General features: G+C 45.4%; 24 protein-coding genes. All 24 read left to right on the top strand.

Going from position 1 to position 25,470, the window contains the following annotated elements; genetic code table 11:
* Positions 1–236: 236 nt before the first annotated feature.
* Positions 237–1,151: an ABC transporter permease gene (locus BLA28_RS21515; protein ID WP_069428396.1), complete on the top strand. Its 915-nt coding sequence runs from the start codon at positions 237–239 to the stop codon at positions 1,149–1,151.
* 75 nt (positions 1,152–1,226) lie between these two features.
* Complete coding sequence (locus tag BLA28_RS21510) at positions 1,227–2,087, top strand: carbohydrate ABC transporter permease (protein ID WP_044963016.1); 861 nt, start codon at positions 1,227–1,229, stop codon at positions 2,085–2,087.
* A gap of 40 nt (positions 2,088–2,127) precedes the next feature.
* Positions 2,128–3,159 carry a family 43 glycosylhydrolase gene (locus BLA28_RS21505; protein ID WP_071699413.1) on the top strand — a complete coding sequence of 344 codons (1,032 nt, stop codon included), beginning with the start codon at positions 2,128–2,130 and terminating at the stop codon, positions 3,157–3,159.
* 38 nt (positions 3,160–3,197) lie between these two features.
* The gene (locus tag BLA28_RS21500; RefSeq protein ID WP_071699489.1) at positions 3,198–5,438 is read left to right on the top strand and encodes a helix-turn-helix domain-containing protein; all 2,241 of its coding nucleotides are present in this window, start codon (positions 3,198–3,200) and stop codon (positions 5,436–5,438) included.
* A gap of 106 nt (positions 5,439–5,544) precedes the next feature.
* Positions 5,545–6,345: a helix-turn-helix domain-containing protein gene (locus tag BLA28_RS21495; RefSeq protein WP_071699412.1), complete on the top strand. Its 801-nt coding sequence runs from the start codon at positions 5,545–5,547 to the stop codon at positions 6,343–6,345.
* A 588-nt stretch (positions 6,346–6,933) separates the two neighbouring features.
* Entirely contained in the window at positions 6,934–7,677 is a 744-nt protein-coding gene (locus BLA28_RS21490; RefSeq protein WP_242877419.1) for an ABC transporter permease, read from the top strand.
* A gap of 20 nt (positions 7,678–7,697) precedes the next feature.
* On the top strand, positions 7,698–8,606 hold the full coding sequence (locus BLA28_RS21485; RefSeq protein ID WP_207647381.1) for a carbohydrate ABC transporter permease: 909 nt from the start codon (positions 7,698–7,700) through the stop codon (positions 8,604–8,606).
* Positions 8,607–8,704: 98 nt separating this feature from the next.
* Positions 8,705–10,324, top strand: a complete 1,620-nt coding sequence (locus BLA28_RS21480) for an extracellular solute-binding protein (protein ID WP_071699411.1) — start codon at positions 8,705–8,707, stop codon at positions 10,322–10,324.
* Between the two features lie 88 nt (positions 10,325–10,412).
* Positions 10,413–11,480, top strand: a complete 1,068-nt coding sequence (locus BLA28_RS21475) for an oligogalacturonate lyase family protein (protein ID WP_071699410.1) — start codon at positions 10,413–10,415, stop codon at positions 11,478–11,480.
* Between the two features lie 20 nt (positions 11,481–11,500).
* Entirely contained in the window at positions 11,501–12,514 is a 1,014-nt protein-coding gene (locus BLA28_RS21470; RefSeq protein ID WP_071699409.1) for a glycoside hydrolase family 88/105 protein, read from the top strand.
* Positions 12,515–12,551: 37 nt separating this feature from the next.
* Positions 12,552–13,409, top strand: a complete 858-nt coding sequence (locus tag BLA28_RS21465; RefSeq protein ID WP_069428390.1) for an AraC family transcriptional regulator — start codon at positions 12,552–12,554, stop codon at positions 13,407–13,409.
* A gap of 12 nt (positions 13,410–13,421) precedes the next feature.
* On the top strand, positions 13,422–15,218 hold the full coding sequence (locus tag BLA28_RS21460) for a hypothetical protein (protein WP_071699408.1): 1,797 nt from the start codon (positions 13,422–13,424) through the stop codon (positions 15,216–15,218).
* Positions 15,219–15,742: 524 nt separating this feature from the next.
* Positions 15,743–16,069, top strand: coding sequence for a helix-turn-helix domain-containing protein (locus BLA28_RS21455; RefSeq protein WP_071699407.1), 327 nt, complete (start codon positions 15,743–15,745; stop codon positions 16,067–16,069).
* An 89-nt stretch (positions 16,070–16,158) separates the two neighbouring features.
* Positions 16,159–16,815: a PIN domain-containing protein gene (locus BLA28_RS21450; RefSeq protein ID WP_071699406.1), complete on the top strand. Its 657-nt coding sequence runs from the start codon at positions 16,159–16,161 to the stop codon at positions 16,813–16,815.
* Between the two features lie 444 nt (positions 16,816–17,259).
* The gene (locus tag BLA28_RS21445) at positions 17,260–17,664 is read left to right on the top strand and encodes a hypothetical protein (RefSeq protein ID WP_071699405.1); all 405 of its coding nucleotides are present in this window, start codon (positions 17,260–17,262) and stop codon (positions 17,662–17,664) included.
* Positions 17,664–17,978: a hypothetical protein gene (locus tag BLA28_RS21440; RefSeq protein ID WP_009254689.1), complete on the top strand. Its 315-nt coding sequence runs from the start codon at positions 17,664–17,666 to the stop codon at positions 17,976–17,978. The genes BLA28_RS21445 and BLA28_RS21440 overlap by 1 nt, the downstream gene beginning before the upstream one ends.
* The gene (locus BLA28_RS21435; RefSeq protein WP_071699404.1) at positions 17,971–18,786 is read left to right on the top strand and encodes a CheR family methyltransferase; all 816 of its coding nucleotides are present in this window, start codon (positions 17,971–17,973) and stop codon (positions 18,784–18,786) included. Before BLA28_RS21440 ends, BLA28_RS21435 begins: the two co-directional genes overlap by 8 nt.
* Positions 18,787–18,811: 25 nt before the next feature.
* Positions 18,812–19,177, top strand: coding sequence for a response regulator (locus BLA28_RS21430; RefSeq protein ID WP_071699403.1), 366 nt, complete (start codon positions 18,812–18,814; stop codon positions 19,175–19,177).
* A 56-nt stretch (positions 19,178–19,233) separates the two neighbouring features.
* On the top strand, positions 19,234–20,910 hold the full coding sequence (locus tag BLA28_RS21425; RefSeq protein ID WP_009254686.1) for a methyl-accepting chemotaxis protein: 1,677 nt from the start codon (positions 19,234–19,236) through the stop codon (positions 20,908–20,910).
* A gap of 24 nt (positions 20,911–20,934) precedes the next feature.
* Positions 20,935–21,546 carry a chemotaxis protein CheC gene (locus BLA28_RS21420; protein WP_009254685.1) on the top strand — a complete coding sequence of 204 codons (612 nt, stop codon included), beginning with the start codon at positions 20,935–20,937 and terminating at the stop codon, positions 21,544–21,546.
* Between the two features lie 4 nt (positions 21,547–21,550).
* Positions 21,551–22,027, top strand: a complete 477-nt coding sequence (locus BLA28_RS21415) for a chemotaxis protein CheD (protein WP_009254684.1) — start codon at positions 21,551–21,553, stop codon at positions 22,025–22,027.
* 18 nt (positions 22,028–22,045) lie between these two features.
* Positions 22,046–22,984: a GGDEF domain-containing response regulator gene (locus BLA28_RS21410; protein WP_016360158.1), complete on the top strand. Its 939-nt coding sequence runs from the start codon at positions 22,046–22,048 to the stop codon at positions 22,982–22,984.
* A 15-nt stretch (positions 22,985–22,999) separates the two neighbouring features.
* A complete protein-coding gene (locus tag BLA28_RS21405; RefSeq protein ID WP_069158737.1) occupies positions 23,000–25,078 on the top strand; it encodes a chemotaxis protein CheA in 2,079 nt (692 codons plus the stop codon).
* Positions 25,029–25,463: a chemotaxis protein CheW gene (locus tag BLA28_RS21400; protein ID WP_069158738.1), complete on the top strand. Its 435-nt coding sequence runs from the start codon at positions 25,029–25,031 to the stop codon at positions 25,461–25,463. The genes BLA28_RS21405 and BLA28_RS21400 overlap by 50 nt, the downstream gene beginning before the upstream one ends.
* Positions 25,464–25,470: the final 7 nt, after the last annotated feature.

Here is a 25,470-nt window from a genome sequence, read left to right as displayed (position 1 = left end):
CCGGCTGCTGTACGACAAGGTTCCTTACAGGGCGCGCTTTCGCTCGGATAACTACGCAGCGGTACTAAGGCTGCAAAATACGCAGCCTAAGGACCGGCGTATTTATACGGCCCTTACAGGAATCCTTGTCGTACAGCAGCCGGTACAGCTCAGAAAGGCCGGGAGAGGAAGGCGGGGCAGACGGAAACTTCAGGCAGCACGGGGAAAACATGAACAGTGACCGGAGAGGAAGTTATATGAAAGCGCTGCGTATATTACAGAAAAATATCAGGCGGGATTGGATGCTTTTGCTGATCATTCTTCCGGGCGTGCTGTATTTTGCCATCTTTTGTTATGGACCCATGTATGGGATATTGATGGCTTTTAAAGATTACAACATATCCAAAGGGATATGGGGAAGTCCCTGGGCGGGGCTTAAGCATTTCAGGGAACTGGTGGAATCCGTTTATTTCGGACGCTTAGTTAAAAATACGTTCCTGCTCAGCATTGAGCAGCTGCTGTGGTCCTTCCCCGTACCCATAGCCTTCGCCCTGCTCTTAAATGAACTGAAACACAGTGGAATCCGCAGAGTGGCTCAGACGGCCGCTTATCTTCCCCACTTTGTTTCTGTGGTGGTAGTGGTGGGAATCCTGAAAGATCTGCTGTCATCCAACGGCGGTGTGCTCACACAGCTGCTTGCCAATTTCGGCGTGCAGCCTAAAAATTATTTTAACCTTCCGGAAGCGTTCCGGACCCTGTATGTGGGATCCGGTGTCTGGCAGGAATTCGGATGGAATTCCATTATCTATGTGGCGGCAATCGCGGGAATAGACCAGGAGATGTACGAATCTGCGTCTCTTGACGGCGCGGGCCGCTGGAAAAAATTGATCTACATAACCCTGCCTTCCATTGCTCCCACCATCATTTTGCTTCTGATTCTGAACATGGGAAACATGCTGAATATCGGTTATGAAAAGGTAATCCTCATGTATAATTCAGCCACCTATTCCACCGCCGATATTTTTTCCACCTACGTATACCGTAAAGGGCTTCTGAACGCCCAGTACAGTTTTGCTTCCGCCGTAGGGCTTGCCAATTCCATGATCAATGTAGTGATTTTGCTGGGAGCCAATTTCCTGGCGAAAAAAACAACGGAAACCAGTATATTCTGATGAGTAGGACAGAAAGACCGGGAGACAGATATGAGAAAAGACAGAAACTGAAATCCGGCGGAGGAAGGATAAACCATGAACAGAAAAGAAAGATTTATACCATCGGACATTCCGATTATCATAGCGACTATATTAATTATTATTTTTACTTTATATCCGGTCATTTATGTGGTGAGCATGTCCTTCAGTGAGCCATCCCATGTGCTGGCAAGGGATGTGTATCTTCTGCCGAAGGGTTTTTCCCTGAAGGCCTACCGCATGATTCTGGACAATGCCACAGTACTGCGCTCCTTTGCCAATACCATCTGGTATACTGTAGTGGGGGCGGCTGCCAGCGTGACACTGACAGCAACAACAGCCTTTGTTCTGTCCAGAAAACGTTTCTTCCTGCGCAGACAGCTGTCTCTGCTGATGACGCTGACTATGTTTATCAGCGGTGGTCTGGTGCCTCTGTATATCCTGGTGCAGAAAATGCATCTGTATAATACCAGATGGGCTATTGTGCTTCCCTATATTATCAGTGCCTATAACCTGATTATAACCCGTTCCTTTTTTGAATCCCTTCCGGAAGAGATGGCGGAAGCAGTGAAAATAGACGGAGGATCGGAATGGACGGTAATGACGCGCATTTTTATCCCCTTATCCAAACCCATCATTTCCGTACTGATTCTGTTTTATGGTGTGGGCTACTGGAACAGTTATTTCGCACCATTGATTTTTTTATCTAATGAAAAGCTGCAGCCCATACAGCTGTATCTTCGGAGTATCCTGATTACCAGTGAGGTACAGGCCTCAGGAATGGGGCTGGATGCGGTGCTGATGAACGAGCAGATGAAATATGCCGTTATTGTCATCGCCTGTTTCCCCATCATGATTCTGTACCCCTTTATACAAAAATATTTCGAAAAGGGTGTACTTATCGGCGCAGTAAAATAGTGAGGAATTACATAATTCAAAACAGAAAGGATAAACTTATATGAATATCAAAGCACCGGAAGGAATGAGCAGCGCAGAGCGCATCGCCTTTTATGATTGTGAGGAAAACCGGAAATACTATCAATACGGAACTGCCGGAGGCTGGAAAAAATATGGGAAAAATCCGGTATTCGGCGGAGACTACGGAACCTGCTTTGACGTTTCGTTATTGCTGGAAGAAGGAAAAGAGGGGATGCCGGTATTTAAAATGTGGTTTTCCTGGCGGCCGAAAAGGGCTGTCGGCTACACGGAAAGTACGGACGGCATTCATTGGGAGAATCCGTGTGCAGTATTGGAGCCGTTGCCTGGGTCTTCCTGGGAGGCGGATGAAATCAACCGTCCTGCGGTTATTTACCATAATGGACAGTATATGATGTGGTATTCCGGTCAGATGAAGCCCTATCTGGAGGATGGCCGGTCGGTGATCGGCCTTGCGGTAAGCTCAGACGGAATCCACTGGGAACGCAGGCAGGAACCGGTCATGGTACCGGATCAGGCATGGGAGCTGCAGGCCATTATGTGCCCTCATGTGTTATTCGATGAGGAGGATCAGCTCTATAAAATGTGGTATGCCGCAGGCTGCAATCATGAACCTGACGCCATCGGGTATGCTTCCAGCCCTGACGGAATCCATTGGGAAAAATATGAGGGTAACCCTGTGTTATCCGGGGATAAAGCTCATTTGTGGGAACAGCATAAGGTGGTGGCTCCCTGCGTTATCAAAGAAAAAGGCTGGTTCTATATGTTTTATGTGGGCCATCTCCATGAGGAAAGGGCACAGGTAGGACTTGCCAGATCAGCAGACGGGATTACGGGCTGGGAAAAGCATCCTGATAATCCCCTCATATGTCCCACAGAAGGGGATTGGGATTCTGTAGCCGTATATAAGCCTTTTGTCCTGCGCGTAGGGGATAAGTGGATGATGTGGTATAATGGAGCAGCATATGAAGAGCCTGTGTGGGTATTTGAACAAATCGGCCTGGCAGAATTGAAAGACCCGGATTTGTTCCCGCAGGGAGCGGGCCGGGAGTAAGCTTGTGCAGCCTTATTACTGCAGCGGGGGAGTGGAGCATGAGGAAGGGTAAAAAATATCAGACAAAGCATAAGATGTTTGTTTCTTATGTCTGCATACCGGTGGTTATTCTCACAGTAATTTCCTGCCTGTTTTCTTTTCTTTATTATCACATGACACGGGAACGGGTGCTGAATTTTGAAAATTCCATAACGGAAAATGTGGACAGTGAGCTGAAAAATCTGATGGATAACCTGATTAAATCATCGGCCCAATACTCCATGACCCCCTGGGTAACCCGGCTGAAATATATGCAGAGGATACCGGAGCTTATGGCCCGGAACATAACCGCGTCGGACATTTCTGATTATGCCAGCACACTTTCGCTGACTGAAATCAACGACAGCATGGTGGAATCCATCTATATTTACTACAGCCTTGGCGGTTTTGGAATCAGCAGTATCGGAAAAGTGAACTGGAAGGAATACGTAAGCATTTATCAGGTTCAATGCGGGGATACTGCATTTTTATCCGGAGCCATGCTGGATCAGAATAACCAGAAAACTATCTGCCACAACGCAAGCCTGATGAAAAACGGGAAGCGTGTGACGGGTTTCTTTATGCTGCAGACTATACCCCTGCAGAATTCGTATTCAGGGGAGGTGAATATTCTTTTCTTTGTACCCTATGATAAAATCTGTGCTTATATTGAGAATTTCATGGATGACGGAACCTCATGTTTTTACCTTACGGATGGGCAGAAAGTTATTTATTCCTGGGGTAAAGATAACGGACCTCTTCTTCCGGGAGATTCGGTGGAAATTCTGAAGGCGGCAGACAAGGAGTACCGGTACAGCGAAGAGCTTGGAGTATACCTTTCCCAATATACCAAAGCCGGTATGGATATCGGCATCATACAGATTCTGGATAATAATTTTTTGTACAGGGATTTTACTGTTTTTACGGAATGGCTGGTTATGGGGTACCTGGTGCTGTTGGCACTGATTGTGGTGGTGGCTTCCCGGATGGCCAAATACAGCTACCAGCCGCTGGAACATATCATGAATATGCTGGTGGAGGAGGATCCGGAGGGCAGCGTTAATGAGTATCAGATTATTGAAAAGGCACTGGAAGAGCTGGACTCTCAGAAAAAGCGCCTGGAAGTGACAGTCTTCGAACAAAATCCCCTCATCGAACAGTATATTCTCCATACCCTTCTACGTTCCAATAAACCGCAGGCCAACGAGGTAAAATATGTAAACACCATGCGTCAGTACTCCCTCTACCGTTGTCTGGTGCTCAAACATAGCCCGGAATCAGGACAATACATCAAGGAAATAGATTCCTGCCTTGCCGTCTATCCCCAGATCCATTCTGTTTTTGTGGAAGAGGATAAATACTATATCTGGGTGCTGAGCTATGGCGAGGAAAGTCTTATGGAAGAGATTGCCGACCTTCTCTCCCAGACCTTTGATGATTCGGGTTACAAAGATGCTGCCCTTGGTATGAGCAACGTACATGAAGATATTCTGCATATTCTATCCGCCTATAACCAGGCGGTAAGAGCCCTGGAATACCATTTCTTTTATCCTGAAAAAAAGGTCATCCGTCTGGAGGAGGATCGCATAGAGGAACGGGATTTAAACTGTTCATCCTTTGAAATACCGGAAGACAAAAGAAAGAGCATGGAGAGGGCGGTGGAAGAGCTGAACGCCGAAACGTTGTTTGAAGCCTATCAATCAATCCTGCTGTATAATTTTAATACCCGTTTTCTGCACAAGGAAGCTTATTTCGCAGGAATCCACAAACTGAATGCCATGCTGCTGGAACTGTTCGGAGAGAAAAGCCAGGGTAAGCTGACGCCCCAGATTGAATTGCTGGAACCGGAAAGCTTTGCAGGTCTTGACAGCTACCTGCAGACCTTCCGCCTGAAAACAGTCCGTCTGATGGAACAGTGCGTGGCGAAAGAAAACCCGGTATATTACGCCAGAAATCAGATGATCCGGCAATATGTGGAGGATCATCTGACCGACGCCAACCTTTCCCTTAATGAAACGGCCCGGGTAATGCATTATACCGCTACCTATTTCGGGAAATATTTCAAGGAGCAGTTCGGCTGTACATTCCAGAAATATGTGGCATCCAGAAGGATAGAATGCGCCATTTCTCTTATGGAAAAGAAGAATATGAATGTGCAGGAAATTGCCTTAAAATGCGGGTTTACCAATGATGTGACATTCAGGAGGACATTTAAGATGTATGTAGGGGTTACGCCTTCGCAGTATGAGAAGGAGCGTTAAGCGGAATAGGATGTGTCAAGCATTTATCCGAAATATCAAGCATTTCAGGGCCAAAGCTGTTATTCTGTCAATAACGGTACCGTTAGCTGTAGATTAGGAGGCCTCTATGAACAATATGGAGCTGCTTGCAGATGCATTATCTTATATTGAATTGAACCTTTGTGAAACGATTACTGCGGAAAGCGTGGCAAGAAATTGTTTCTGTTCCAAATCAGGGCTGGAGAAGCTGTTCAGGAATGTATATCATTACGGTGTGAAGGAATATGTAATAAAAAGGCGAATAACGAAGGCGGCCAGGGAACTGGTACGATATCCGGAAGCCACTGTCCTGGATATTGCCCTTCGTTACAGCTACCAGTCACATGAGGCATTTACCAGAGCTTTTCAACAGGTTTGGGGATGCAGTCCGTCCGTTTTCCGAAAAGAGAAAAGGTTTACCGATATTTTTCCGCGTCTGCTGCAGCCGTTTGAAAAAGGAGATGCTTATATGAAGCAAAGGAAGCCTGTAGATATTTCGGAACTGTATGATTTGTTTTTGGAACGGAAGGACTGTTATTTTATCTGCTGTGATATAAAGGGGCTGGTGCCGATTAATGAAATTTCATATAAGGCAGGGGATCTCGCTATACTTGAGACTGTCAGGAGAATGGAAAAATGTGCGGGAGATGAAGATATTATTTTCCGGATTGGCGGGGATGAGTTTGTGCTTCTGACGGCCAGCCGGGATATCGCTTATGCTCAGGAACTGGCAGATGGGATCGGCAGAATGAACGGAGAAATGATTTGTTTTGAAGGACAGGAGATACCGCTTGCATTGCATACCGGGATTACTAAATTTGAGGGCAGACATTTGAAGTATGATGAGCTGTTTGTGTGGCTGCATCAGGCGATATTGGATAATAAATAGAAGGGGTATATATGTGTATGCCCGGCATGGAACAATAGAATTGATTTTAAAGGCTTTGAAGGCTTGAATTTCTCTGTGGTATGCGGAGAAGTGAAAGCCTTCAAAGCCTTTTCCTATATATTTTATTAAATAAAAATCGTAATAAAATATCAAAATGCATGATAGATTCATTGGTTTGTATGATTGTCCGTGAAAAGCGACCTGAAGAGAGGCCGGGTGGTTTCAAGCTTACTCTGTAATAATATGATAATATACGCATATTTTTTGATGATTTAGTCAGATACAATATTAAGAATATTTTCTATAATAAATTCAACAAAAGCAACACGGATACTGTATTAAATACATAAAAAGCAGACTGAGACAAGAAAGGATGTGTGCTAATTGCCCAAGAAGATGAGCAAAAATACAAAAAAAATAGCTCCTAAGCGATCATTATTAAAAGATATCAAACGAGATAAATGGCTTTATATTTTCTTGATTCCTATTATGTTGTACTTTTTTATTTTTAAATATGTCCCTATGTTCGGTACAATAATGGCATTTCAGGATTTTAAATTTTCAACAGGATTTTTTGAGAGTAAGTGGGTGGGGTTGGAGCATTTTAAGAGGCTGTTTACGGGAAATAATTTTTTAATCATTTTAAGAAATACACTGCTCCTGAATGCGGGAAGCGTAATCTTCGGATTCCCAATTCCAATTATTTTGGCGATTTTTCTGAATGAGGTAAAATCCAAAGGCTTTAAGAAAATTTCACAGAGTATTATGTATCTTCCGCACTTCATGTCATGGGTTGTATTGGGCGGTATCCTGATAGATATGCTCTCACCCAGCACAGGTGTAATTAATACCATCATTAAGTTTTTTGGCGGCAATCCCATTTACTTTATGGGAAAGAAGGAGTGGTGGCCGGCCATGTTTATCATCTCCGGTATCTGGCAGGGAGCCGGATGGGGAACCATCGTTTATCTGGCGGCTATCACTGGTATAGATCCGGAGCTTTACGAGGCGGCCCGAATTGACGGGGCAGGAAAGCTGAAGCAGATTTGGTACATTACGCTGCCGTGCCTGAAAAGTACAATCGTGGTAATGCTGATTTTGAGAATGGGTTCCATGATGGACATTGGATTTGAGCAGGTTTATGTTTTGATGAACCCGGCTGTTCGGGATGTGGCGGAGGTTATCAGTACCTATGTATACCGTGTCGGAATAGAGGGGGCGCAGTACAGTTATACCACGGCAATCGGTTTGTTCCAGTCAGTAATCAGCTGTATTCTTGTGTTCACTACAAACAAAATTGCGAGAAAAATAAACGGCGAAGGTTTGTGGTAATAACGAAAGGGGGATTCTTTGTGGCAGGCAGAATCAAAACTAAGAAATCAAAAATAAAAATGTCAATAAGCGAACAAATTTTCATGGTTATTGTCTATACGGTACTGATACTTTTCACACTTGCGGCTCTGTATCCGTTTGTAAATGTAATTGCCGTATCTTTCAGTTCCAGCCGTGCGGTTGGTGCGGGTGAGGTTGTACTCTGGCCGATTGAGTTTAATGTGGATGCTTATCGACAGCTTCTTCTTGATGGGCAGATCTTCGCATCCATGAAAAATACAGTGGTTCTGACTGTGGTAGGCACATTCTTAAATGTATTTGCCACTACTCTGGCAGCATACGCATTGTCAAAGCGAAGACTGCGAGGACGAAAGATCTTTGTAGGAATGATTGTTTTTACCATGCTGTTTTCGGGAGGGATGATTCCAAATTTTATTTTGATTAAGTCATTGCATTTGATGGATACCTTTAGCGGCCTGTGGCTGATGGGGTTAATCAGTACTTATAACATGATAGTGATGAAAACTTCGTTTGAGAGTGTACCGGAAAGTTTGTGTGAGGCAGCTTCTATTGACGGAGCGAATGAACCGACGATTCTGCTGAAAGTAGTTGTTCCGGTATCCAAGGCAGTTATTGCAACCATGGTTTTGTTCTATGCAGTCGGCTGGTGGAATGCTTACTTTAATCCTATGCTGTATTTGAGTTCCACCAATAAATTTCCGATGATGGTAAAACTGAAACAGATGCTGGACACGGCGAAAATGATAGAAGTAAGCGCGGGAGAAGGATTAGTGGATTCCACTTTTATAGCAGCAGAAACTTATAAGGCTGCATCAATATTGGTGGTGACACTTCCTATTGTATTGGTATATCCGTTCCTTCAGAAATATTTCGTGAAGGGTGCAATGATTGGTTCTATTAAAGGATAACTGCAGGATGATTCGTTAACAAAACGTTGCGGTTCGGGTTGGTGCACCGCCCCGAACCGTTACATTAAAATAAACAATGATTGAAGGAGGGCAACACAATGAGAAAAAGTAGGATAGCGGCAATGGCTCTTACATTGGTGCTTACAGCAGGAACCATTTTTTCCGGCTGTGGAAATGAGAAAACAGAAGACACCGCGGCAAAGAGTGAGACAGGGGGTGGTGCGGATGATATGGGAAGCCAGAAGACGGACGGGGGCTCTATTGATGGAGAGAAGCCGGAGATCAGTATTACAATTCTGGAGAGAGGCAAATGTCCGGCTGAAGAAGGAAATATGGAACAAAATCGCTGGACGGAGTATATTAACGAGAACAGTCCTGTAAAGGTAAAATGGGTTCCCGTACCACGTACAGAATCAGTTGCCAAAATAAATGCGTTGTTTGCCAGTGGTGAAGCACCTGACCTGGTTTGGGAGTTTGGTAAAACATTTATGGATAATCTGGTAGTGCAGGATGTCATTCAGCCTGTGGATGAGTATGTGGAGCAGTATAGTACAACTTATAAGCAGTATCTGGAGGAGCATCCTGAATTGAAACCTTATATAACAGCAGGAGATGGGAAAATGTATGGCATGACCAGCGCCAGAACCCCTCTGGGTGTTGCAAATCACGGCATGTGGATCCGTCAGGACTGGCTGGATAATCTGGGACTGGATACACCGACTACAATAGATGAACTTAACGAGGTGGCGCTTGCCTTCACAAAGAATGATCCGGACGGCAATGGCCAAGATGATACATTCGGCATTGGATTTAACTACAATAACTGGACGATTATGAAATCCATGTTTGGTCAGCCCTCTGAGGCGATGATGGTGGAAAATGGCGTGGTAGGAGATTGGGTTGGTTCTGAGGGCTATGCGGATACATTCAGATTATTGAAGAGCTGGTATGAGAACGGGGTAATTGATCCGGAGTATGTGACGGACACCAATTATGAGCGCCAGCGTCAGCTTTTGGTAACCGGAAAAATCGGAATTTACCTTGGTAATTACAATCAGGAGTCCGAATGGAGAGAGCTGAAGGCAAATGTACCTGAAGCGGAGTTGGTACCTTTTGAACCTGTGGAGAGTAAGTACGGTAAATTTGGCTTATATCAGGAACCGCCTGCAATGAGTATGATCTGCATGAATAAAGATTGTGATAATCCGGAAGCAGTTATGAAGTTCCTTGACTGGATACTTGAGGAAGGCTGGATGAGTGTTGTATATGGGGAAGAAGGTGTTCATTATAACTTAGTAGACGGATATCCTCAGCAGATTGATGTTAACAAGTTTCAGAAAGAGGTGGCTTATGCAGGCGAGTATGCGATTATCCGCGATGAAGTGATTGATGATGTAGAGACCTATATCTCAGTAACAAGTGCGCAGGATGAGCTTTCCCAGGAATATGCAAAACTGCGTGCCCTGGGTTTGGAAACCGCAATGAAGAATAAATTCCGCCGTGATGTGCCCTATACACCATCCACTGAGCTTTCCAGTAAATATAATGCAGATTTCAATTCAATTCTGACCTCAATTGAAGCTAAAATGATATCTGATTCCAGCTATTCGGTTGAGGATGGCCTGGCTGAGATTAAGAGTGAGCAGGAGGTTCTGGGACTGGAAGAGGTATTGAAGGAAAGACAGGCATGGTATGACTCAAATAAGGATTCCTTTTAATAAATTCGATTGGTAAACAGGAGAATGTCAGTGACTGTTACAGTCGCTGGCATTCTTTTACACAACAAAAGGGCAGGTGGGAAAAGAGATGAAAGAAACAGGGAATATTCATGGATGTATCTGTGAGAAATTCGGAACCGCATACTATATATTAGAGCAGCCGAATGGTCATGCGGCACACTGCTATGTGACGGGGAACTGTTGGGATGGAAATGATGCAATCATTACAGCCCGTGTCAGAGGTCTGACGGATCATTGTTGTGATTTCGTAAGAACAGATCTGAACACTGGGGAGGAGGAAATAATCTGTGCCGGCAGATGGCCGGAGTTCTATGTCCGCGGCGGGAGTTTGTATCAGTTTTGGAAAAATAAAGTGCAAAAGACGAATATTAAGACGAAGAAAACGGAAGTACTTTGGGAAGGTGAATACGAGCTGTCCGGCCCTATCAGTGTATCTGAGGATGAAAAGAGAATCAGCGTGTCCTGGTGCTACGGAGACGGTACTACATCAGTGGGTCAGCTCAATACGGTAACCGGAGAGCATAAAGAAGTTTATCGAGGAGGTTTTGCAAAGCCTTTTGCTGATATTACACATGTGATGGTCAGCCCTCAGGATCACAATAAAATCTTTTTCTGCCATGAGGGAACGACGCAGTATATTACCAATCGGCTTTGGATGGCAGATGTGGATACGGGATATGTGGAAAATATTCTGCGCCAGAGGCTGAATGAGGATGGTAACAACGGTGAGTGTGTAGGACATGAGATGTGGAGCCCTGACGGAAAAGGAATGTATTTTATCAAATATATTTCTACAACTATTCTTCCCAGGGGTGTTTGGTATCTTGATGTGTACACGAAGGAAAGCCGGTGTATTGCTTCTGGTTATGATTACTGGCATGTGGGGGTATCACCGGATGGTAATCTGCTTGCGGCAGATACACAAATCGGCGGGGATTATAGTGATGTAGTATTGATCGACCAGAAAAAGGGAAGTGAGACTCCTCTGGTGTCTGCAAGGACAAACTGGACGCATCCCTGTCATCCTCATCCGGTGTTCAATGAAAACGGCAGTAAGATCTGCTTCGAAATACTCAGTGAAAATGGAAACTTGTGCGTGGGAATCATAGATCTTGCACAGTTGAAGCTGAAATAAAGACGGGAGAACAGATGTAAATGAAAGAACTGGAAAAAGTGATTGACCGTATTATTTATGGAACAGATATGGATTGGAATATGAACATCCATCATTTTGACTGGGTACCGGGTGTAGGCCTGTATGGGATTTGGAGAGCATATGAGGTGACAGGGAAGGCGGAATATCTGAATTTCCTGCTGGATTGGGCGGAGAGACATTTGGAGGAAGCATATGTTCAGAAAACCGTAAATTCAACGGATCCAATTCTCACGATGATGGAATTATACCGGAAAACAGGAGATAAAAGATATGGAAAGGTCTGCTTTGATATTGCGGAATTTGTTTTGACAGAGGCACCGATCACGGTGGATGGAGGATTGGAGCATACTGTTACCGAGAAGGTGGATGCCTTCGGAGATCAGATGTGGGCGGATACCCTTTTTATGGTCTGTATCTTTCTCGCTCGTTTTGGTAAAATGACAGGTGAAAAAAAATATACAGATTTTGCGGTTAAACAACTAATTCTACATCAGAAATACCTTTGGAGTGAGGAAGATTACCTCTATTACCATGGATGGAACGGAGCGCAGAGAAACCATATGAGCAGTGTTTACTGGGGAAGGGCAAACGCCTGGATCATATACAGCACTGTAGAGATCCTTCGTGAGGCGGGAGAATTTGAAGGCAGGGATCAGGTTCTTTCCAGGCTGGAGAGGCATGTGTTGGGCTTGGGAAAATGGCAGCGCAAAAATGGTCTGTATGGAACCATAATCAATGATCCGGATTCTTATGATGAGCTGTCTGCCTGTGCCGGAATCGCATGTGGCATCCGCAGGGCTGCGGATGCAGGTTATATTGACAGGCGGTATCAGGAAATTTCTGACAGGACCTATGCGGTCCTGATGGATTATATTGATAAAGACGGTAATGTACAGAAGGTATCTACAGGCACACCTGTTATGGATTCTCCGGAGCAATATAAACAGATTGAACAGTGTCCGACTCTGTATGGACAGGGGCTGATGGCGCTTGCACTGGCAGAATTGACATGATAGTCAGAAAACCGGCAGACAGCGGCAAAGGAGCAAAATGAACGAAAGAGAGCATTATGCAATTCAGGAATTGTATGAAGAAAATGTATTTGTGACACATGGACTCTGTCTTGCAAGCATGCACAAGATGCCGAATCTGCATTTTCATGATGGTTTTGAGATATTTCTGTCCATGTCTGACGGTTGTGTTTTTTCCTTTGAGGAAAAGTCCTACCGTCTGGACAGGGGCGGACTGATACTGGCTAACAACAGAGAACTGCATCGAACCTTTGCTCCGCCTGAAGGCATGTATGAACGTTACATCGTTTCATTTATTCCGGACTTTATATCGGATCTGGGAATGGATGAAGAAGTATTTCACAGTTTTATTAATCGTCCTGCAGACAGGCCGCGGTGTATACAGCTGACGGAGGAACAGGTGCAGGAGCTGGTAAGTGTTATTGAACGGCTTCAACAATTCCTCAGGGGAAAAAGATATGGGGAGATTATGCTGAGGAAACTTGCGCTCGCTCAGATTGTAATCCTCTGCAGCGGTTACTTTGAAGGAGAAACGGAGAATACTCGGCAGATGGAAGCATCACGGCGCCTGCAGCCGGTATTCGCTTTTATTAAAGAACATATTGAGGAAACGATCCTGCTGGATGATCTGGCTGATTTTCTGTTTATCAGTAAGGCCCAGCTGATCAGACTGTTTAAAGAAGAAATTGGAATGACGCCAAATGAATATATTATCTTGTCCCGTATCATGAGGTCAAGGGAATATCTTGCGAGAGGATATTCGGTAATTAAAGTGTGTGAAATGGTGGGATATGCGGATGAATCCCATTTTATCAGGACTTTTAAAAAGATTATGGGAATTACGCCGAAGCAGTACGGGAAGTTAAGAAGGCGTTGATGGAGGAGAATCATGCTTTATTTCAAAAATGAGAAAGAAAAGAAGCTGTATGAAGGGATTATGAAAAAGGCTGATGCCGATTATGATGATGATGTGAAAATGATGAGGGAATGGCGTGGTGAGAATGGTTATCACAGTCAGTTGGTAAATCAGTACGTACATTCCACCAATGCATCTCTGGGATATGCCTATGAATTGATGAACTGCGGCAGAGAGGGCGATGTGGAGCGGGCTGTCCAAATTCTGTACAAGGTGGTGCCGCTGCAGGATACAAACCCGGATAATGATACATATGGAATCTGGTCTTATTTCGTAGAGGAATCTCTGGATGAGATGGCTCCGCCTGATTGGAACTGGGCTGATTTCTGTGGAAAGCGTCTGATTCAAATTTATGTGGAATTCGGAGATTCTCTTCCTTGTGATCTGAAACAGATGATAAGGGAAGCGATTATCCATGCCTGCAATTCAATTATCAGGAGGAATATGGGGCCGCATTACACTAATATTTCCATAATGGGAACTCTCGTAACACTGGCGGCCGGGGAAAATTTAAGAGAGGCATATCTGGTGAAATATGCAAAGGAGCGTCTTAAAAAGCTTTACGAATTCAACATAGGGCATGGCTGCTATCAGGAATATAACAGTCCCTCCTATACATGGGTTGTCATTGATGATATTGCGTCGATGGTATGCTATATTAAGGACGAAGAATGCCTGAAATTATTTGCAGATCTCAACGATCTGGCATGGCGCTGTATTGCAGAGCATTATCATTTTAAAACCAGACAGTGGGCAGGCCCTCATGCCCGTTTCTATGCAATGCTGGAGGATGATCAGCTTCTGATGCGGGTTCAGAGGTCCTTGGGGTATCAGATCAATCTGGTTGATTTAGAGAAGGAAGGACTGGCTTCGCAGCTTCCCTTAGGTTTCTTTAGTTTTGACAGTGTCTGTCCGGATCAGTTTAAGAAATATTTTGTGACACCAAACAGTGATGCGGACATAGATGCGGTATATGTCCGTTCCGAGGAACGGGAGAAAAATGAAATTGCCGTCTGCCGACAGGCTGAAGCATATACGTTGGGAAGCTTTTATAAATCTACATTCTGGAATCAAAGAAGAAACCATTTGAGCTACTTTGGAACGCAGGAACAGCCGGTATATTGCAGCATGAAGTGTCTTCATGATGGGTACGATTATTCTTCCGGTCTGATTGTGACGGCGCAGAAGGGCATGCGGACTGTATCTGTGATCGGATTTGGAACAAATGGCGGGGATACACACTGCAATCTGGATATGGTAAAGGATGCAACGATTCAAGCCTCAGATGTGCGGATTCGTTTTGAGATCGGAGGGGCTGTGGATACGGTGGAGCTGGAACAGACAGATGACAGAACCTTCCTGATGAGGATGGAAGATGCTTTGCTGAGAGTACAGTTCCCTTACGCCAGATATGGAGAGGAACCTGTACATTTTCAAATCACAGAGGAGAACGGACATGCAAATGAAACAGGCGGACATAAGGAAGTGCACGATATAAAATGTATTGATGTGGTTCTTTACAGTGGCGAGAAGAAGGCACATTGCTTTACGGATATGGCGGAGTGCTGCTGTGCAGTCAGCTTTGAGATTGTGCCGAATAACGGACAGTTCCACGCAGAGGCTGAAGCGATAGTATGTGACGGCAGACTGAGAATCAGCCAGGATGGTCTTGCGGCAGAGGCACCGGCGGCAGCCTGCAGGTTGGAAGATTTTGTACAGAATGCACGTGCGTATCGGGATGGAAGGGAATATCAGGATATTTATCTGTAGAGGATGTGATAAATATTTACAGAACATGGAGTTTTCCAGGCGGAAAAAAGAAAGTAAATATACTGTGATATAATGATGGAATAACAGTTAACTGAGAAAGCTGTTGATGTATGACAATTAAGTGAATGATTCGATAAAAGGGACTGACGGAAAATAGAGAGTCCTAAACAGGGGCGGATATGACTCATAAGAGTATATCTGCCCCTGAAATTTTATTAACAGCATTAAAGTTGGAGGCATTGTGAACTACATGGATCAGGCAGAATCAGCGTGACTCCTGTACATATATATATAATTATCGAATTTATCTTGGTAATCAGTAAAAAAGTATACTATAAAAAGTTGTTTGTATGGTATCATATAGGTACACTCTCTTTTTGATGAATGTTATGAATTTATTTTGATAATTCAATTTTATTATCACCAATAATGAGTTACTTTTTAAGAATGAAATATTCTATTTTCATACGGGGTATGGAGTTTTACATTTAACTATTACATATATATAAAGAAAGGAGTCTTAAATGCCGCAATATCCTGTAATTGATAAAGTGAAAACCGGTAAACAGTTAAAGCAGTTAATTAAAAACAAGGGTTATACAATAAAAGATATCCAGCAATATCTGTCGCTTTCCTGTATTCAGACAATTTACCGCTGGTTTGATGGCATTAATATCCCATCCGTTGATAATCTATATGCTTTGAGTGCCCTGCTCCAGGTACCGGTGGACCGCCTGCTTATTGGAAACAGAGAGGAAGACAGCAGATATATGGTCATGAAATGTTTGAACAACAGACAGAAACGTATTTGGACATACTTTCTTTACATGAATGAAAATGCTGTCTCTTGAATTTTGAATTCAATGACAACCGCCTGGCTCTGAAGTAGACTATATACATATAGGAAAACCATCATATAAAATATGAGTGAGGGCGGCGTATGCAATTCATGATAGATTTTGAAAACACAGGAAGCGCAGGCCTGAGAGGCGCTTCCTTTCTCCTTCCGGAAGATACGGTAACCATATTTTACAGCGAATCCTCTGACAAGGCGGAATCCGGCTTCATGTCGGATATATTTGCTTCCGGCTGCGTATGCAGAGGATATAAATTATTCAGGGCAGGCAAGAATTCACTTGATTTCTATATAGCATCTGAATTGGGCAGAATTTTTGGAAACGGATACGCAGGTAAGGCCGCAATCGTCAGTAAGGATCAGGGATTTAAGGGAGTTGCCGACTTTTGGCGGTATTGTTCGGATGAGAAGCATACAGTCATTCTTGATTCCACGATCGAGAAATGTATTCATGAAGCTCAGGAAAGGAACGAACGGACATATCATGTCAGACAGCGTTTAAAAAGGGTGAGTATTGAAGCTGAATTATCCGCATATAAGAAACGTAACCGTATGAAATCATTAATCCATAATGCCCTTGCGGAGACTGAGTTTGCAGAAACAGCGGAGGAAGTTCAGAATATCATAAGCGAGCAGCCGGAACGTAAAATTATTTATCTCAATACATTAAAACGATTTGGGAAAAGGGATGGTTTGAAAATTTATCGAAGCGTGAGGAAGGTGCTGGACTTAAAGGACTGAGATATGAAACAGGCCGGCCTGAAATAATTACGGCTGTTTTAACAGACTGAAGGAGTCATATAAATGGTATCTGCAAATCCTGCATGCTTTTAAGCCTGAAATCCGGCAGCCTAGTAACAACAGCATTCCATAAAGACACCATCGACACAATAATATCCTTAGGAACAATACCCGCCAAAACCTCAAAGGAAACCATAAAAATACATTCATTAAACGCAAACATCCTATTAATCCAACTGCATATTATCTAAACCCAAAAGGTTATAATGCCTGCCCCGCATTATAACCTTTTTCTTCCAACATATCCCATAATCTTTCAACATTACACAAAAATTATCAAAAAAATTTATTTTTTTACTCCATATTTCACATCTGCACTTGAGTTTTTCCCTCCGATAAAGTATTATTAGAATACAATTCAATTAAAAAGAAAAGGCGGAAGATATGAGGGAACAGAAGGACCGCTGCATTTTTTTTGTCCTGGAAAATTTCTTTTTCCTTATTCCCCTCCCATTTGTAGACAAAGTGATTGAAAATTCCCTGCCGGAAGAAAGAGAACCGGAGACTGAATTTATAGATCTGTGGGCGGAAAGCGGAAAAAACAGCAAAAACAAATATTGTATTCTCATCAACTGCAAAGAGGAAAAGCTTGGTGTCCCGGCAGCGGAAATTCTGGGTTTCCGGGATATAGCCGAAGGGCAGTTGTGGGAATTGACAGAGCCGGTGCGAGTGAAGAAGAACCGGTATTTGTGTGCTGCCCACGAAACGCAGCTGGAGGATGGGCGGAAGGTGCTGGCCTATCTGCTGGATGTGGATGAACTCCGGCCCTGGCGGAAGGAGGAAGCCTGATGGAATATATTACGGCGGATACAGGCGGCAAAAAGGTTTATATAGAGAAAGACCAGATAGAAACGATTCTGACGAGGCCGGAGGTCTGGCCTGTTCCGGAGGCGGAGGATAATATCCTGGGCCTTTCCGTTTATGGAAATGAACTGGTTGTTTTTTATCGGGAAGGAACCGTGGAAGAAGCTCCCTGCGGGATTATCATCAGGGCGGGAGAGCGGCTTCTGGGAATCGGAGCGCAGTCATTAGGAGAAGAAAACGTGGATCGGGAAGAGCTGGAAGGTATCATACCCGGGGTTTGGGAGAGAAAAATTGATTAGGCTTAAGGATAAGGAATTCTCCGATATCGTGCAGTATATGCGTGACGAATACGGTATCAATCTGGAGAAAAAAAAGGTGTTGATCGAATGCCGTATGTCCAAGATTCTGGAGCGTTACGGTTTGGATTCCTTTGCCGGATATCTGGATATGGTGCATCAGGATCGGAGCGGTGAAATGGCGGGAGAGATGGTCAATCATCTCACCACCAATTATACCTATTTTTACAGGGAAGCGGATCACTTTGAACGGCTTCAGGATGCAATCCTGCCGGAGCTGCTGGGGCATTCGGTGTCCGGCGCTCTGGATATCTGGTGTGCGGGGTGTTCCACAGGGGAAGAATGCTATACTCTGGGTATGACCCTGGAGGAATATAAGCGGATACGGAATGTGACATTAAGGGCCAGAATTCTGGCTACCGATATCTCCGGGAAGGTCTTGGACAAGGCCCGGGACGGGGAATATCCGGTAAAGGAGCTGGAAGGCCTTCCTCCGGAATGGAGAAGGAAGTACTGCGGGGACACGAGCGGCAGAACCTTCCGGGTGGATGAGGAATTAAAGTCCTGTGTCCGTTTCCAGAGACGCAATCTTATGGAACCCATGCCGGCGTCGGAGAGATTTGATATCATCCTGTGTCGGAATGTAATGATATATTTTGACAGAATATCCAGGAACAGACTCATAAAGAATCTTGAGGATGCACTTAAAAAAGGAGGATATCTGCTGATCGGGCACGCGGAGCTGCTGACGATAAAGGAAACAAGGCTGGAACCGGTATATCCGGCTGTTTACAGGAAGAAAAAGGAATAAGGAAGGATTTGGTGAAGGAGCACATATGGGGAAGAAAATAATGGTGGTGGATGATGCCATGTTCATGAGGAAGGTGATATGCAAAAATCTGCAGGAATGCGGATATACGGATATAATCGAGGCGTGCGACGGGGAGAAGGCTCTGGAGATGTATGCGATATATAAGCCGGATCTTGTGCTTCTGGATATCACTATGCCGGGAATATCGGGTATTGAGGTGCTGGAAGAAATTCAGAGGGAGGATCCGCAGTCCAGAATCGTAATGTGTTCGGCCGTAGGGCAGGAGCAGATGATCCAGCAGGCAGTGATGCTGGGGGCTAAGGATTTTATTGTAAAGCCTTTCAGGCCGGATGAATTCCGGAGAATTGTCCGGAATGCGATAGAGAGCTGAAAGAATAAAACGCGCAGGTGCGGCAAGCCCCGCCTCTGATGAAAGGAAGCAGAAGGATGAAGAAAAAGTTTGAGGATATGAAAATAGGCGGAAAACTGGTAGCAGCATTCGCTATTATTATCTTCTTATATATCGTTACGATTATTACCGTGATAGCCAATATTAATTCCATGAACGAACGGACACAGCTTCTGTATGACGAACCCTTCGCTAATGTGGAGAGCTCGTTGTGGATGATTGCCAACCTGCAGTCGGTGGGGAAGAATGTCACACTCCTCATTTCAACGGAGGATGTGGTAGATGAAGAGGAGTATCTGGAAAAGACCAGTCAGAATGTTGCGGAAATAGAAAAACAGCTTAAGCAGCTGACTACCGGTTACATAAGCGGAGCGGAAAAGGTTTCCGAGCTGGAGGTCCAGTATGAGGAGCTGAATGTGATAAGGACGAAGGTTCTGGGTCTCAGGGATCAGGGAAAAGATGAGGAGGCCCTTAACTTATATGTCAGTCAGTATGCACCCAAGTTTAATGAGGTAAAGGATACGCTCACGAAGGTTATTGATTTGTCTGCACAGGATGCGGTGGGGCGTCTGGCTGAAGGAAAGAAAATGAATGAACGGATGATTATATTCCTTCTTCTTCTGGCCGCTGTCAGCATTGGCTTTACTATTATCATATGCATCCTCATAACCAGGAGCGTGATACGTCCCGTAAATGAGGTGAAGAAGGCAGCCAATGACATTGCTAACGGCCGGCTTACTACCAAGCTTTCTTATTTTTCACAAAATGAGCTGGGCCAGCTGGCGGAGGATATCAGGAATACCACAGAAGCCCTTAACTTATACGTGACAGAGGTCAAAAAAGGACTGTCTGCCCTGGGGAAGGGTAAGCTGAATTATCATTCGGAGGTGGAATTCAAGGGGGATTTTGTTGCGCTGGGAGAAGCGATGAATGAAATTTCCAGCCTTTTAAGGGAATCCCTGCAGCAGATAGGCAGCAGTGCCGAGCTTGTATCAGGAGGTGCGGAACAGGTGGCCAACGGAGCCCAGACACTGGCGCGGGGCGCGGCAGAACAGGCCGGCTCAGTGGAAGAACTGGCTGTGAGTATCAATGAGATCGGAGACCGGGTCAGGGATAATGCGCAGAACGCGGTAGAATCCAGCAAGCTTTCCAACACGGTGGGAAACAGTCTCAGGGACAGCGACAAAAAGATGCAGGAACTGACACAGGCCGTGGGGCATGTGAAGACAAATTCCAGGGAGATCAATAAGATTGTTAAGGAAATTGAGGATATTGCGTTCCAGACCAATATACTGGCTTTGAATGCTTCCGTGGAAGCGGCAAGGGCCGGAGAGGCCGGCAGAGGCTTTTCCGTAGTGGCCGGTGAAATACGCAGGCTGGCTGCGAAGACGACCTCAGCATCCCAGCTGACGGCGGAACTGATTGATAAGAATTCGGAAGCAGTGGATGTGGGAATAGAATCTGCGGAAGCCACGGCAGAGGCCTTAAAGGAATCGGTGACGGGTGCGCAGAAGGTAAACAGTATGGTTGAGGAAATTTCCGAGGTCTGCGTGCAGCAGTCGGATGCCCTTGCCCAGATTCGGAAGAGCATAGAGCTGATTTCCGAAATCGTACAGGGTAATTCCGCCACCTCTGAGGAAAGTGCGGCGGCGAGTGAAGAGCTGTCCGCCCAGGCTCAGGTGCTGAAGGAAATGGTGGAGCAGTTTGAATTCTAAAAAACCGGCTGAAAAGGGGAGGCTATGAATCAATATTCGGATTTAGATGAAATATCCAGGGATTTTTTGAGGGAGCTGGGCAATATCGGTACAGGAAATGCGGTAACGTCTCTCTCCCATATGCTGATGGAGCCTGTGGATATCGAAGTGCCGGGACTGCAGATTATGAAATATCAGGACTGCTGTTCTCTCCTGCCGGAGGCGGAAGAGTTGATGACAGGAATTATTGTGGGGGTCAGGGGGGAACTGAACGGATTGTTTTTATTCCTTCTGGACGAGACCTTTACCAGGGAGGTCCTGGACACGGTTTTGGGGGAAGAGGAGAGAAATCTTCTGAGCCTGGATGAAATGGAGCGTTCGCTCATATGTGAGCTTGGGAATATTATGTGCGGTTCTTATATCTGCGCTCTTTCCGGGGTGTTGGATCTGAAAATGGAAGTGACGGTGCCCAGTATGAGCATCGATATGGGGCTCGCTATTCTGAGTGTCCCTGTGGCCCATTATTCGAGGGTGAGTGAGGACATTCTGGTGATAGATAACATTTTCCGCATGGGAGGAAAGGCTTTTTCCGGCCGGATATTGTTCCTGCCGGAGCCGGAAGCGCTGGAAATGATGCTTCAAAGGCTCAGGGAGTGACATCATGGATAAAATTTCAGTAGGAATCGGGGAAGGAAAAACTGCCGTAAACCAGCAGATACTTATTTCTTATGCCCTGGGCTCCTGTGTGGGAGTCTGTATGTATGACAGAGATAAAAAAATTGCAGGCATGGCCCATATCGTCCTTCCGGGAAAAGAGTCGGCGGTCAGCAGGGAGAATCCCTATAAATTTGCGGATGAAGGGGTGAAAGAGCTGATACGTGAGATGGAGAGGGCCGGTGCATCCAGGAAAAGGATAACCGCTAAAATAGCGGGCGGGGCGAAAATGTTTGAGACGGCTTCCCGGCAGTGGGAAATAGGGGAGCAGAATGTTGCGGCTGTGAAGCTTGCCCTGGAAAAGGAAGGCATAAGGCTCGTGGCCGAAAATACGGGGAAAAATTATGGCAGGACGATTTTGTTCTTCGCCGGGGACGGTAAACTGGAAGTCAGAACGGTGAGACAGGAAACGGTGGTTCTGTAGAAAATACGGAGGTTAGTTATGGAAACTCGAAACGGACATATTGTGCTTATTGTGGACGACAGTCTGCTCATCTGTGAACAGATCAAAGCATCCTTAAAGGAAGAGAATATTTTTATCACGGAGGCCCATACAGGAGAAGAGGCGGAGGCCATGGTGAAGCAGTACCAGCCGGATCTCATACTGCTGGATGTGGTGCTGCCTGATGCTGACGGGTATACGCTTTTTGACAGGCTGAAGGCGGTGGATCAGAATGGAGCTTCGATTCTGTTCCTCACATCCAAGGATAAGGATGACGATGTGGTAAAAGGTTTTTCAAAAGGGGCCTGTGACTATATTAAGAAGCCCTTTGTCAGGGGAGAGCTTTTGTCCAGAGTACGCGCCCACCTCCAGCTGAAACAGCAGAAGGATGAGCTGAACCGTCAGAACCGTGAACTTCGTTCCAACATGGAAAAATTGAATTATATGGCTTTCAGGGACGGCCTGACAGGACTGTATAACCGCCGGTATGTGGTGGGGGATCTGGTGGATGACATCAAGGATCACAACAGGGAGCAGACCCAGAATGTACTCATTCTTGCCGACATTGATGACTTTAAGAAAATAAATGATACATACGGCCATGATGCAGGTGATATGGCTCTTGTCTGCATTGCCAATATTCTGGAGGGAAGCTGCCGCAAACATAAGGTGGTCCGCTGGGGCGGTGAGGAATTCCTTATCATATTGTTTGACGTGACCAGGGATGAGGCCTTCGGTATCAGCGAAGGAATACGGAAAGAGGTGGAACAGTTCCCGTTTTTTTATAACAATGTACAGTTCAAGTGCAGCCTGACCCTGGGACTCCATACTTATCGGGAGCAGGATGGAATTGAGGAGAGCATCAACTGTGCGGACAAGGCGCTGTACAGAGGAAAGCGTTCCGGAAAAAACTGCAGTATCTGGTTTGAAAATAATTAGCAGGCGGAGAAAATAATGGGATATTTTGATGCGGATGCCGAAGATATGCTGGAGGTTTACCTTCTGGAAACCAGACAGCTGACCGGGCAGTTAAGCGCGGTATTATTGGAAGCAGAAAAAAAGAATGCATTTGCGGAAGAAGATATTCACAGTATTTTCCGCATCATGCACACCATAAAGAGTTCTTCCGCGATGATGGGGCTTCAGGAATTGTCTTCCATGGCCCACAAGCTTGAGGATCTTTTTGGTTATTACAGAGAAACCTACGGAAAAATAGAAAAGGCGGAACCGGAGCTTTTTGATCTGTTGTTCGCAGCCTCCGATCACATAGAAGCGGAACTGGGAAGGATGTCTCAGGAGGAGTATCAGCCTTCCGGTACGGCGGAAATAGAAGAAAGAACAGATGCTTATCTGAATAAAGCCGGAGAAGAGGAACCGGACGGGGCGGAAGAGGAAAAAACGGAAGAAACGGAAAAAATGCCGATACGTCCGCCGGCGGCAGTCCCGGAAGCGCTGACCGGAAAAAAGGGTACGGTAGTGCGCATCTTTTTTGAAAACGGATGCAAGATGGAGAATATCAGGGCCTTTATGCTGGTCAGGCAGATAGGAAATCTGTGTACGTGTGTGGAAACCTGGCCCGGGGATTTGGACAAATCCGGGGAGGGCAGCGGTTTTATCAGTGAAAACGGGGTATTTATCCGGTTTGAATCCGAGCACAGGGATGAGGTGCTGGAAAGTCTGAAGAAGGGTCTTTTTGTCGCGGAATGCAGTATTTTGCAGGACGATCAGCCGTCGGCTGCGGAGGAAAGCGCGCAGCAGGAAAAGCAGAAGCCGGAGGATAAAGGGAATTCCGGGGAAAACAAGGAAGCGGAATTTTTTAATGTACGTTCCGATCGTCTGGACCGCCTGCAGAATCTGTCAGGGGAGCTGATGCTTCATATGCTTACGCTGGATACGGAGCTGGAGAAGCATGGCCTGGAGGATATCAAAGAGGGGACCGCACATCAGATCAACCGGCTGATCAGTGAGATGGAAAGAACCGTGATGGAAATGCGTCTGGTTCCCGTAAATAAAATCGTACCCAAGCTGCGCCGCATATTAAGAGATATCTGCAGGGATCAGGGAAAGGAAGCGGAACTGATTCTTCACTGTGAGGATCTGGAGGCGGATAAAAGTGTGGTGGAGTATGTTTCCGAGGCACTGATGCATATAATCCGCAATGCGGTGGATCACGGCATTGAATCCCCCCAGGAGAGGGAAGAGGCGGGAAAGAGCAGAAAAGGCAGGATTACCTTTACCGCGGAGAACACCGTAGGAGAGCTTCGGTTATCCCTCAGCGATGACGGAAAAGGGATTGACGAATTAAAAATACGGGAACGTGCGAGAGAGAAGGGGCTTTTTACCAGACCTGAGGAGGAATATAACAGCCAGGAAATACAGGAGCTGATTTTCAGCCCGGGCTTTACCACAAATGAGCAGGTGACGGAATATTCGGGAAGAGGCGTCGGGCTTGATGTGGTAAAAAATATCCTGGAGGGTGTGGGAGGAAACCTTTATATCCATACGGAATTCGGCAGAGGGACAACCTTTACCATTGTGGTTCCCCTGTCCCTGGCTACTATGGAGTGCATCCGGTTTAAGGTGGGAAGCTACCGTTTTTCCATGCCGGCCCGTCATGTTTTCCAGTTCATGGATTGGGAGAGCAGCAGGGAAAAAAGAGAAACCATTAACGAAAGGGATTATATCCTTTATGAAGACAGGATGCTCCCTCTGATTGATCTGCACCGGTTTTATCATCTGGACGGGGAAACGCCGGAAGATGCCATCGTCATTTATATGAAGGGAAATGAAAAGGAAGGCTGTATTCTGGTGGATTCCATGTACGAGCAGAAGCGTATCGTGGTAAAGCCGCTGCCGCCCTTATTCGGCCTGGATTTCCGGAAAAAAACAGGGATCAGCGGCTGCAGTATCATGGGAAACGGCAAAATATGCGCCGCTCTGGATACGGAAACAGTTATCAACAGATACGAGAGGGAGGATATCAATGGAAGCCTATACTGGCAAAGAGCTTCTCTGCATTCCGGGAAAAAATAAAAGCTATGCTGTGGAAATTCCATATATTACGGAGTTATGCATTCAGATGCAGCTTTCTTTAATTCCCTGTCTGCCCGATTGTTTTGCGGGAGTCTGCAATTACAAGGGAAATATTGTTCCGGTCGTGGAGCTGGAAGAAGAGAAGGCAGGGGGGAAGAACAGGGATATGGTGCTCATTACGGAATGGGGAAAGTATCGGATGGGAATCCATTTTTCCGGTGAGCCCTATGCCATATTTGCAACAGATAAGGATAAAATCGAGAGCCCGGAGGAAATGGAACCCTCCGGTATCTGGATAGAAAAGGATATTTATAAAAAGGATAACAAGGTTGTTTATGTGATCGATATGGAAAAATCCATTGAGAGTCTGGTTATTTTCCCATAACATGCGG

This window comes from Eisenbergiella tayi, from assembly GCF_001881565.1.
GTDB lineage: Bacteria > Bacillota > Clostridia > Lachnospirales > Lachnospiraceae > Eisenbergiella > Eisenbergiella tayi.
The sequence above is the reverse complement of the archived record's forward strand: the minus strand, read 5'-3'. Positions and strand labels throughout refer to the sequence as shown.

Excerpts from the sequence above, each read along its gene's own strand:
- BLA28_RS21420 (WP_009254685.1), top strand. The coding sequence starts at position 20,935 with ATGAATCAATATTCGGATTTAGATGAAATATCCAGGGATTTTTTGAGG.
- BLA28_RS21505 (WP_071699413.1), top strand. The coding sequence starts at position 2,128 with ATGAATATCAAAGCACCGGAAGGAATGAGCAGCGCAGAGCGCATCGCC.
- BLA28_RS21480 (WP_071699411.1), top strand. The coding sequence starts at position 8,705 with ATGAGAAAAAGTAGGATAGCGGCAATGGCTCTTACATTGGTGCTTACA.
- BLA28_RS21475 (WP_071699410.1), top strand. The coding sequence starts at position 10,413 with ATGAAAGAAACAGGGAATATTCATGGATGTATCTGTGAGAAATTCGGA.
- BLA28_RS21460 (WP_071699408.1), top strand. The coding sequence starts at position 13,422 with ATGCTTTATTTCAAAAATGAGAAAGAAAAGAAGCTGTATGAAGGGATT.
- BLA28_RS21430 (WP_071699403.1), top strand. The coding sequence starts at position 18,812 with ATGGGGAAGAAAATAATGGTGGTGGATGATGCCATGTTCATGAGGAAG.
- BLA28_RS21400 (WP_069158738.1), top strand. The coding sequence starts at position 25,029 with ATGGAAGCCTATACTGGCAAAGAGCTTCTCTGCATTCCGGGAAAAAAT.
- BLA28_RS21515 (WP_069428396.1), top strand. The coding sequence starts at position 237 with ATGAAAGCGCTGCGTATATTACAGAAAAATATCAGGCGGGATTGGATG.
- BLA28_RS21455 (WP_071699407.1), top strand. The coding sequence starts at position 15,743 with ATGCCGCAATATCCTGTAATTGATAAAGTGAAAACCGGTAAACAGTTA.
- BLA28_RS21470 (WP_071699409.1), top strand. The coding sequence starts at position 11,501 with ATGAAAGAACTGGAAAAAGTGATTGACCGTATTATTTATGGAACAGAT.
- BLA28_RS21465 (WP_069428390.1), top strand. The coding sequence starts at position 12,552 with ATGAACGAAAGAGAGCATTATGCAATTCAGGAATTGTATGAAGAAAAT.
- BLA28_RS21510 (WP_044963016.1), top strand. The coding sequence starts at position 1,227 with ATGAACAGAAAAGAAAGATTTATACCATCGGACATTCCGATTATCATA.
- BLA28_RS21445 (WP_071699405.1), top strand. The coding sequence starts at position 17,260 with ATGAGGGAACAGAAGGACCGCTGCATTTTTTTTGTCCTGGAAAATTTC.
- BLA28_RS21440 (WP_009254689.1), top strand. The coding sequence starts at position 17,664 with ATGGAATATATTACGGCGGATACAGGCGGCAAAAAGGTTTATATAGAG.
- BLA28_RS21415 (WP_009254684.1), top strand. The coding sequence starts at position 21,551 with ATGGATAAAATTTCAGTAGGAATCGGGGAAGGAAAAACTGCCGTAAAC.
- BLA28_RS21405 (WP_069158737.1), top strand. The coding sequence starts at position 23,000 with ATGGGATATTTTGATGCGGATGCCGAAGATATGCTGGAGGTTTACCTT.
- BLA28_RS21450 (WP_071699406.1), top strand. The coding sequence starts at position 16,159 with ATGCAATTCATGATAGATTTTGAAAACACAGGAAGCGCAGGCCTGAGA.
- BLA28_RS21500 (WP_071699489.1), top strand. The coding sequence starts at position 3,198 with ATGAGGAAGGGTAAAAAATATCAGACAAAGCATAAGATGTTTGTTTCT.
- BLA28_RS21410 (WP_016360158.1), top strand. The coding sequence starts at position 22,046 with ATGGAAACTCGAAACGGACATATTGTGCTTATTGTGGACGACAGTCTG.
- BLA28_RS21495 (WP_071699412.1), top strand. The coding sequence starts at position 5,545 with ATGAACAATATGGAGCTGCTTGCAGATGCATTATCTTATATTGAATTG.
- BLA28_RS21425 (WP_009254686.1), top strand. The coding sequence starts at position 19,234 with ATGAAGAAAAAGTTTGAGGATATGAAAATAGGCGGAAAACTGGTAGCA.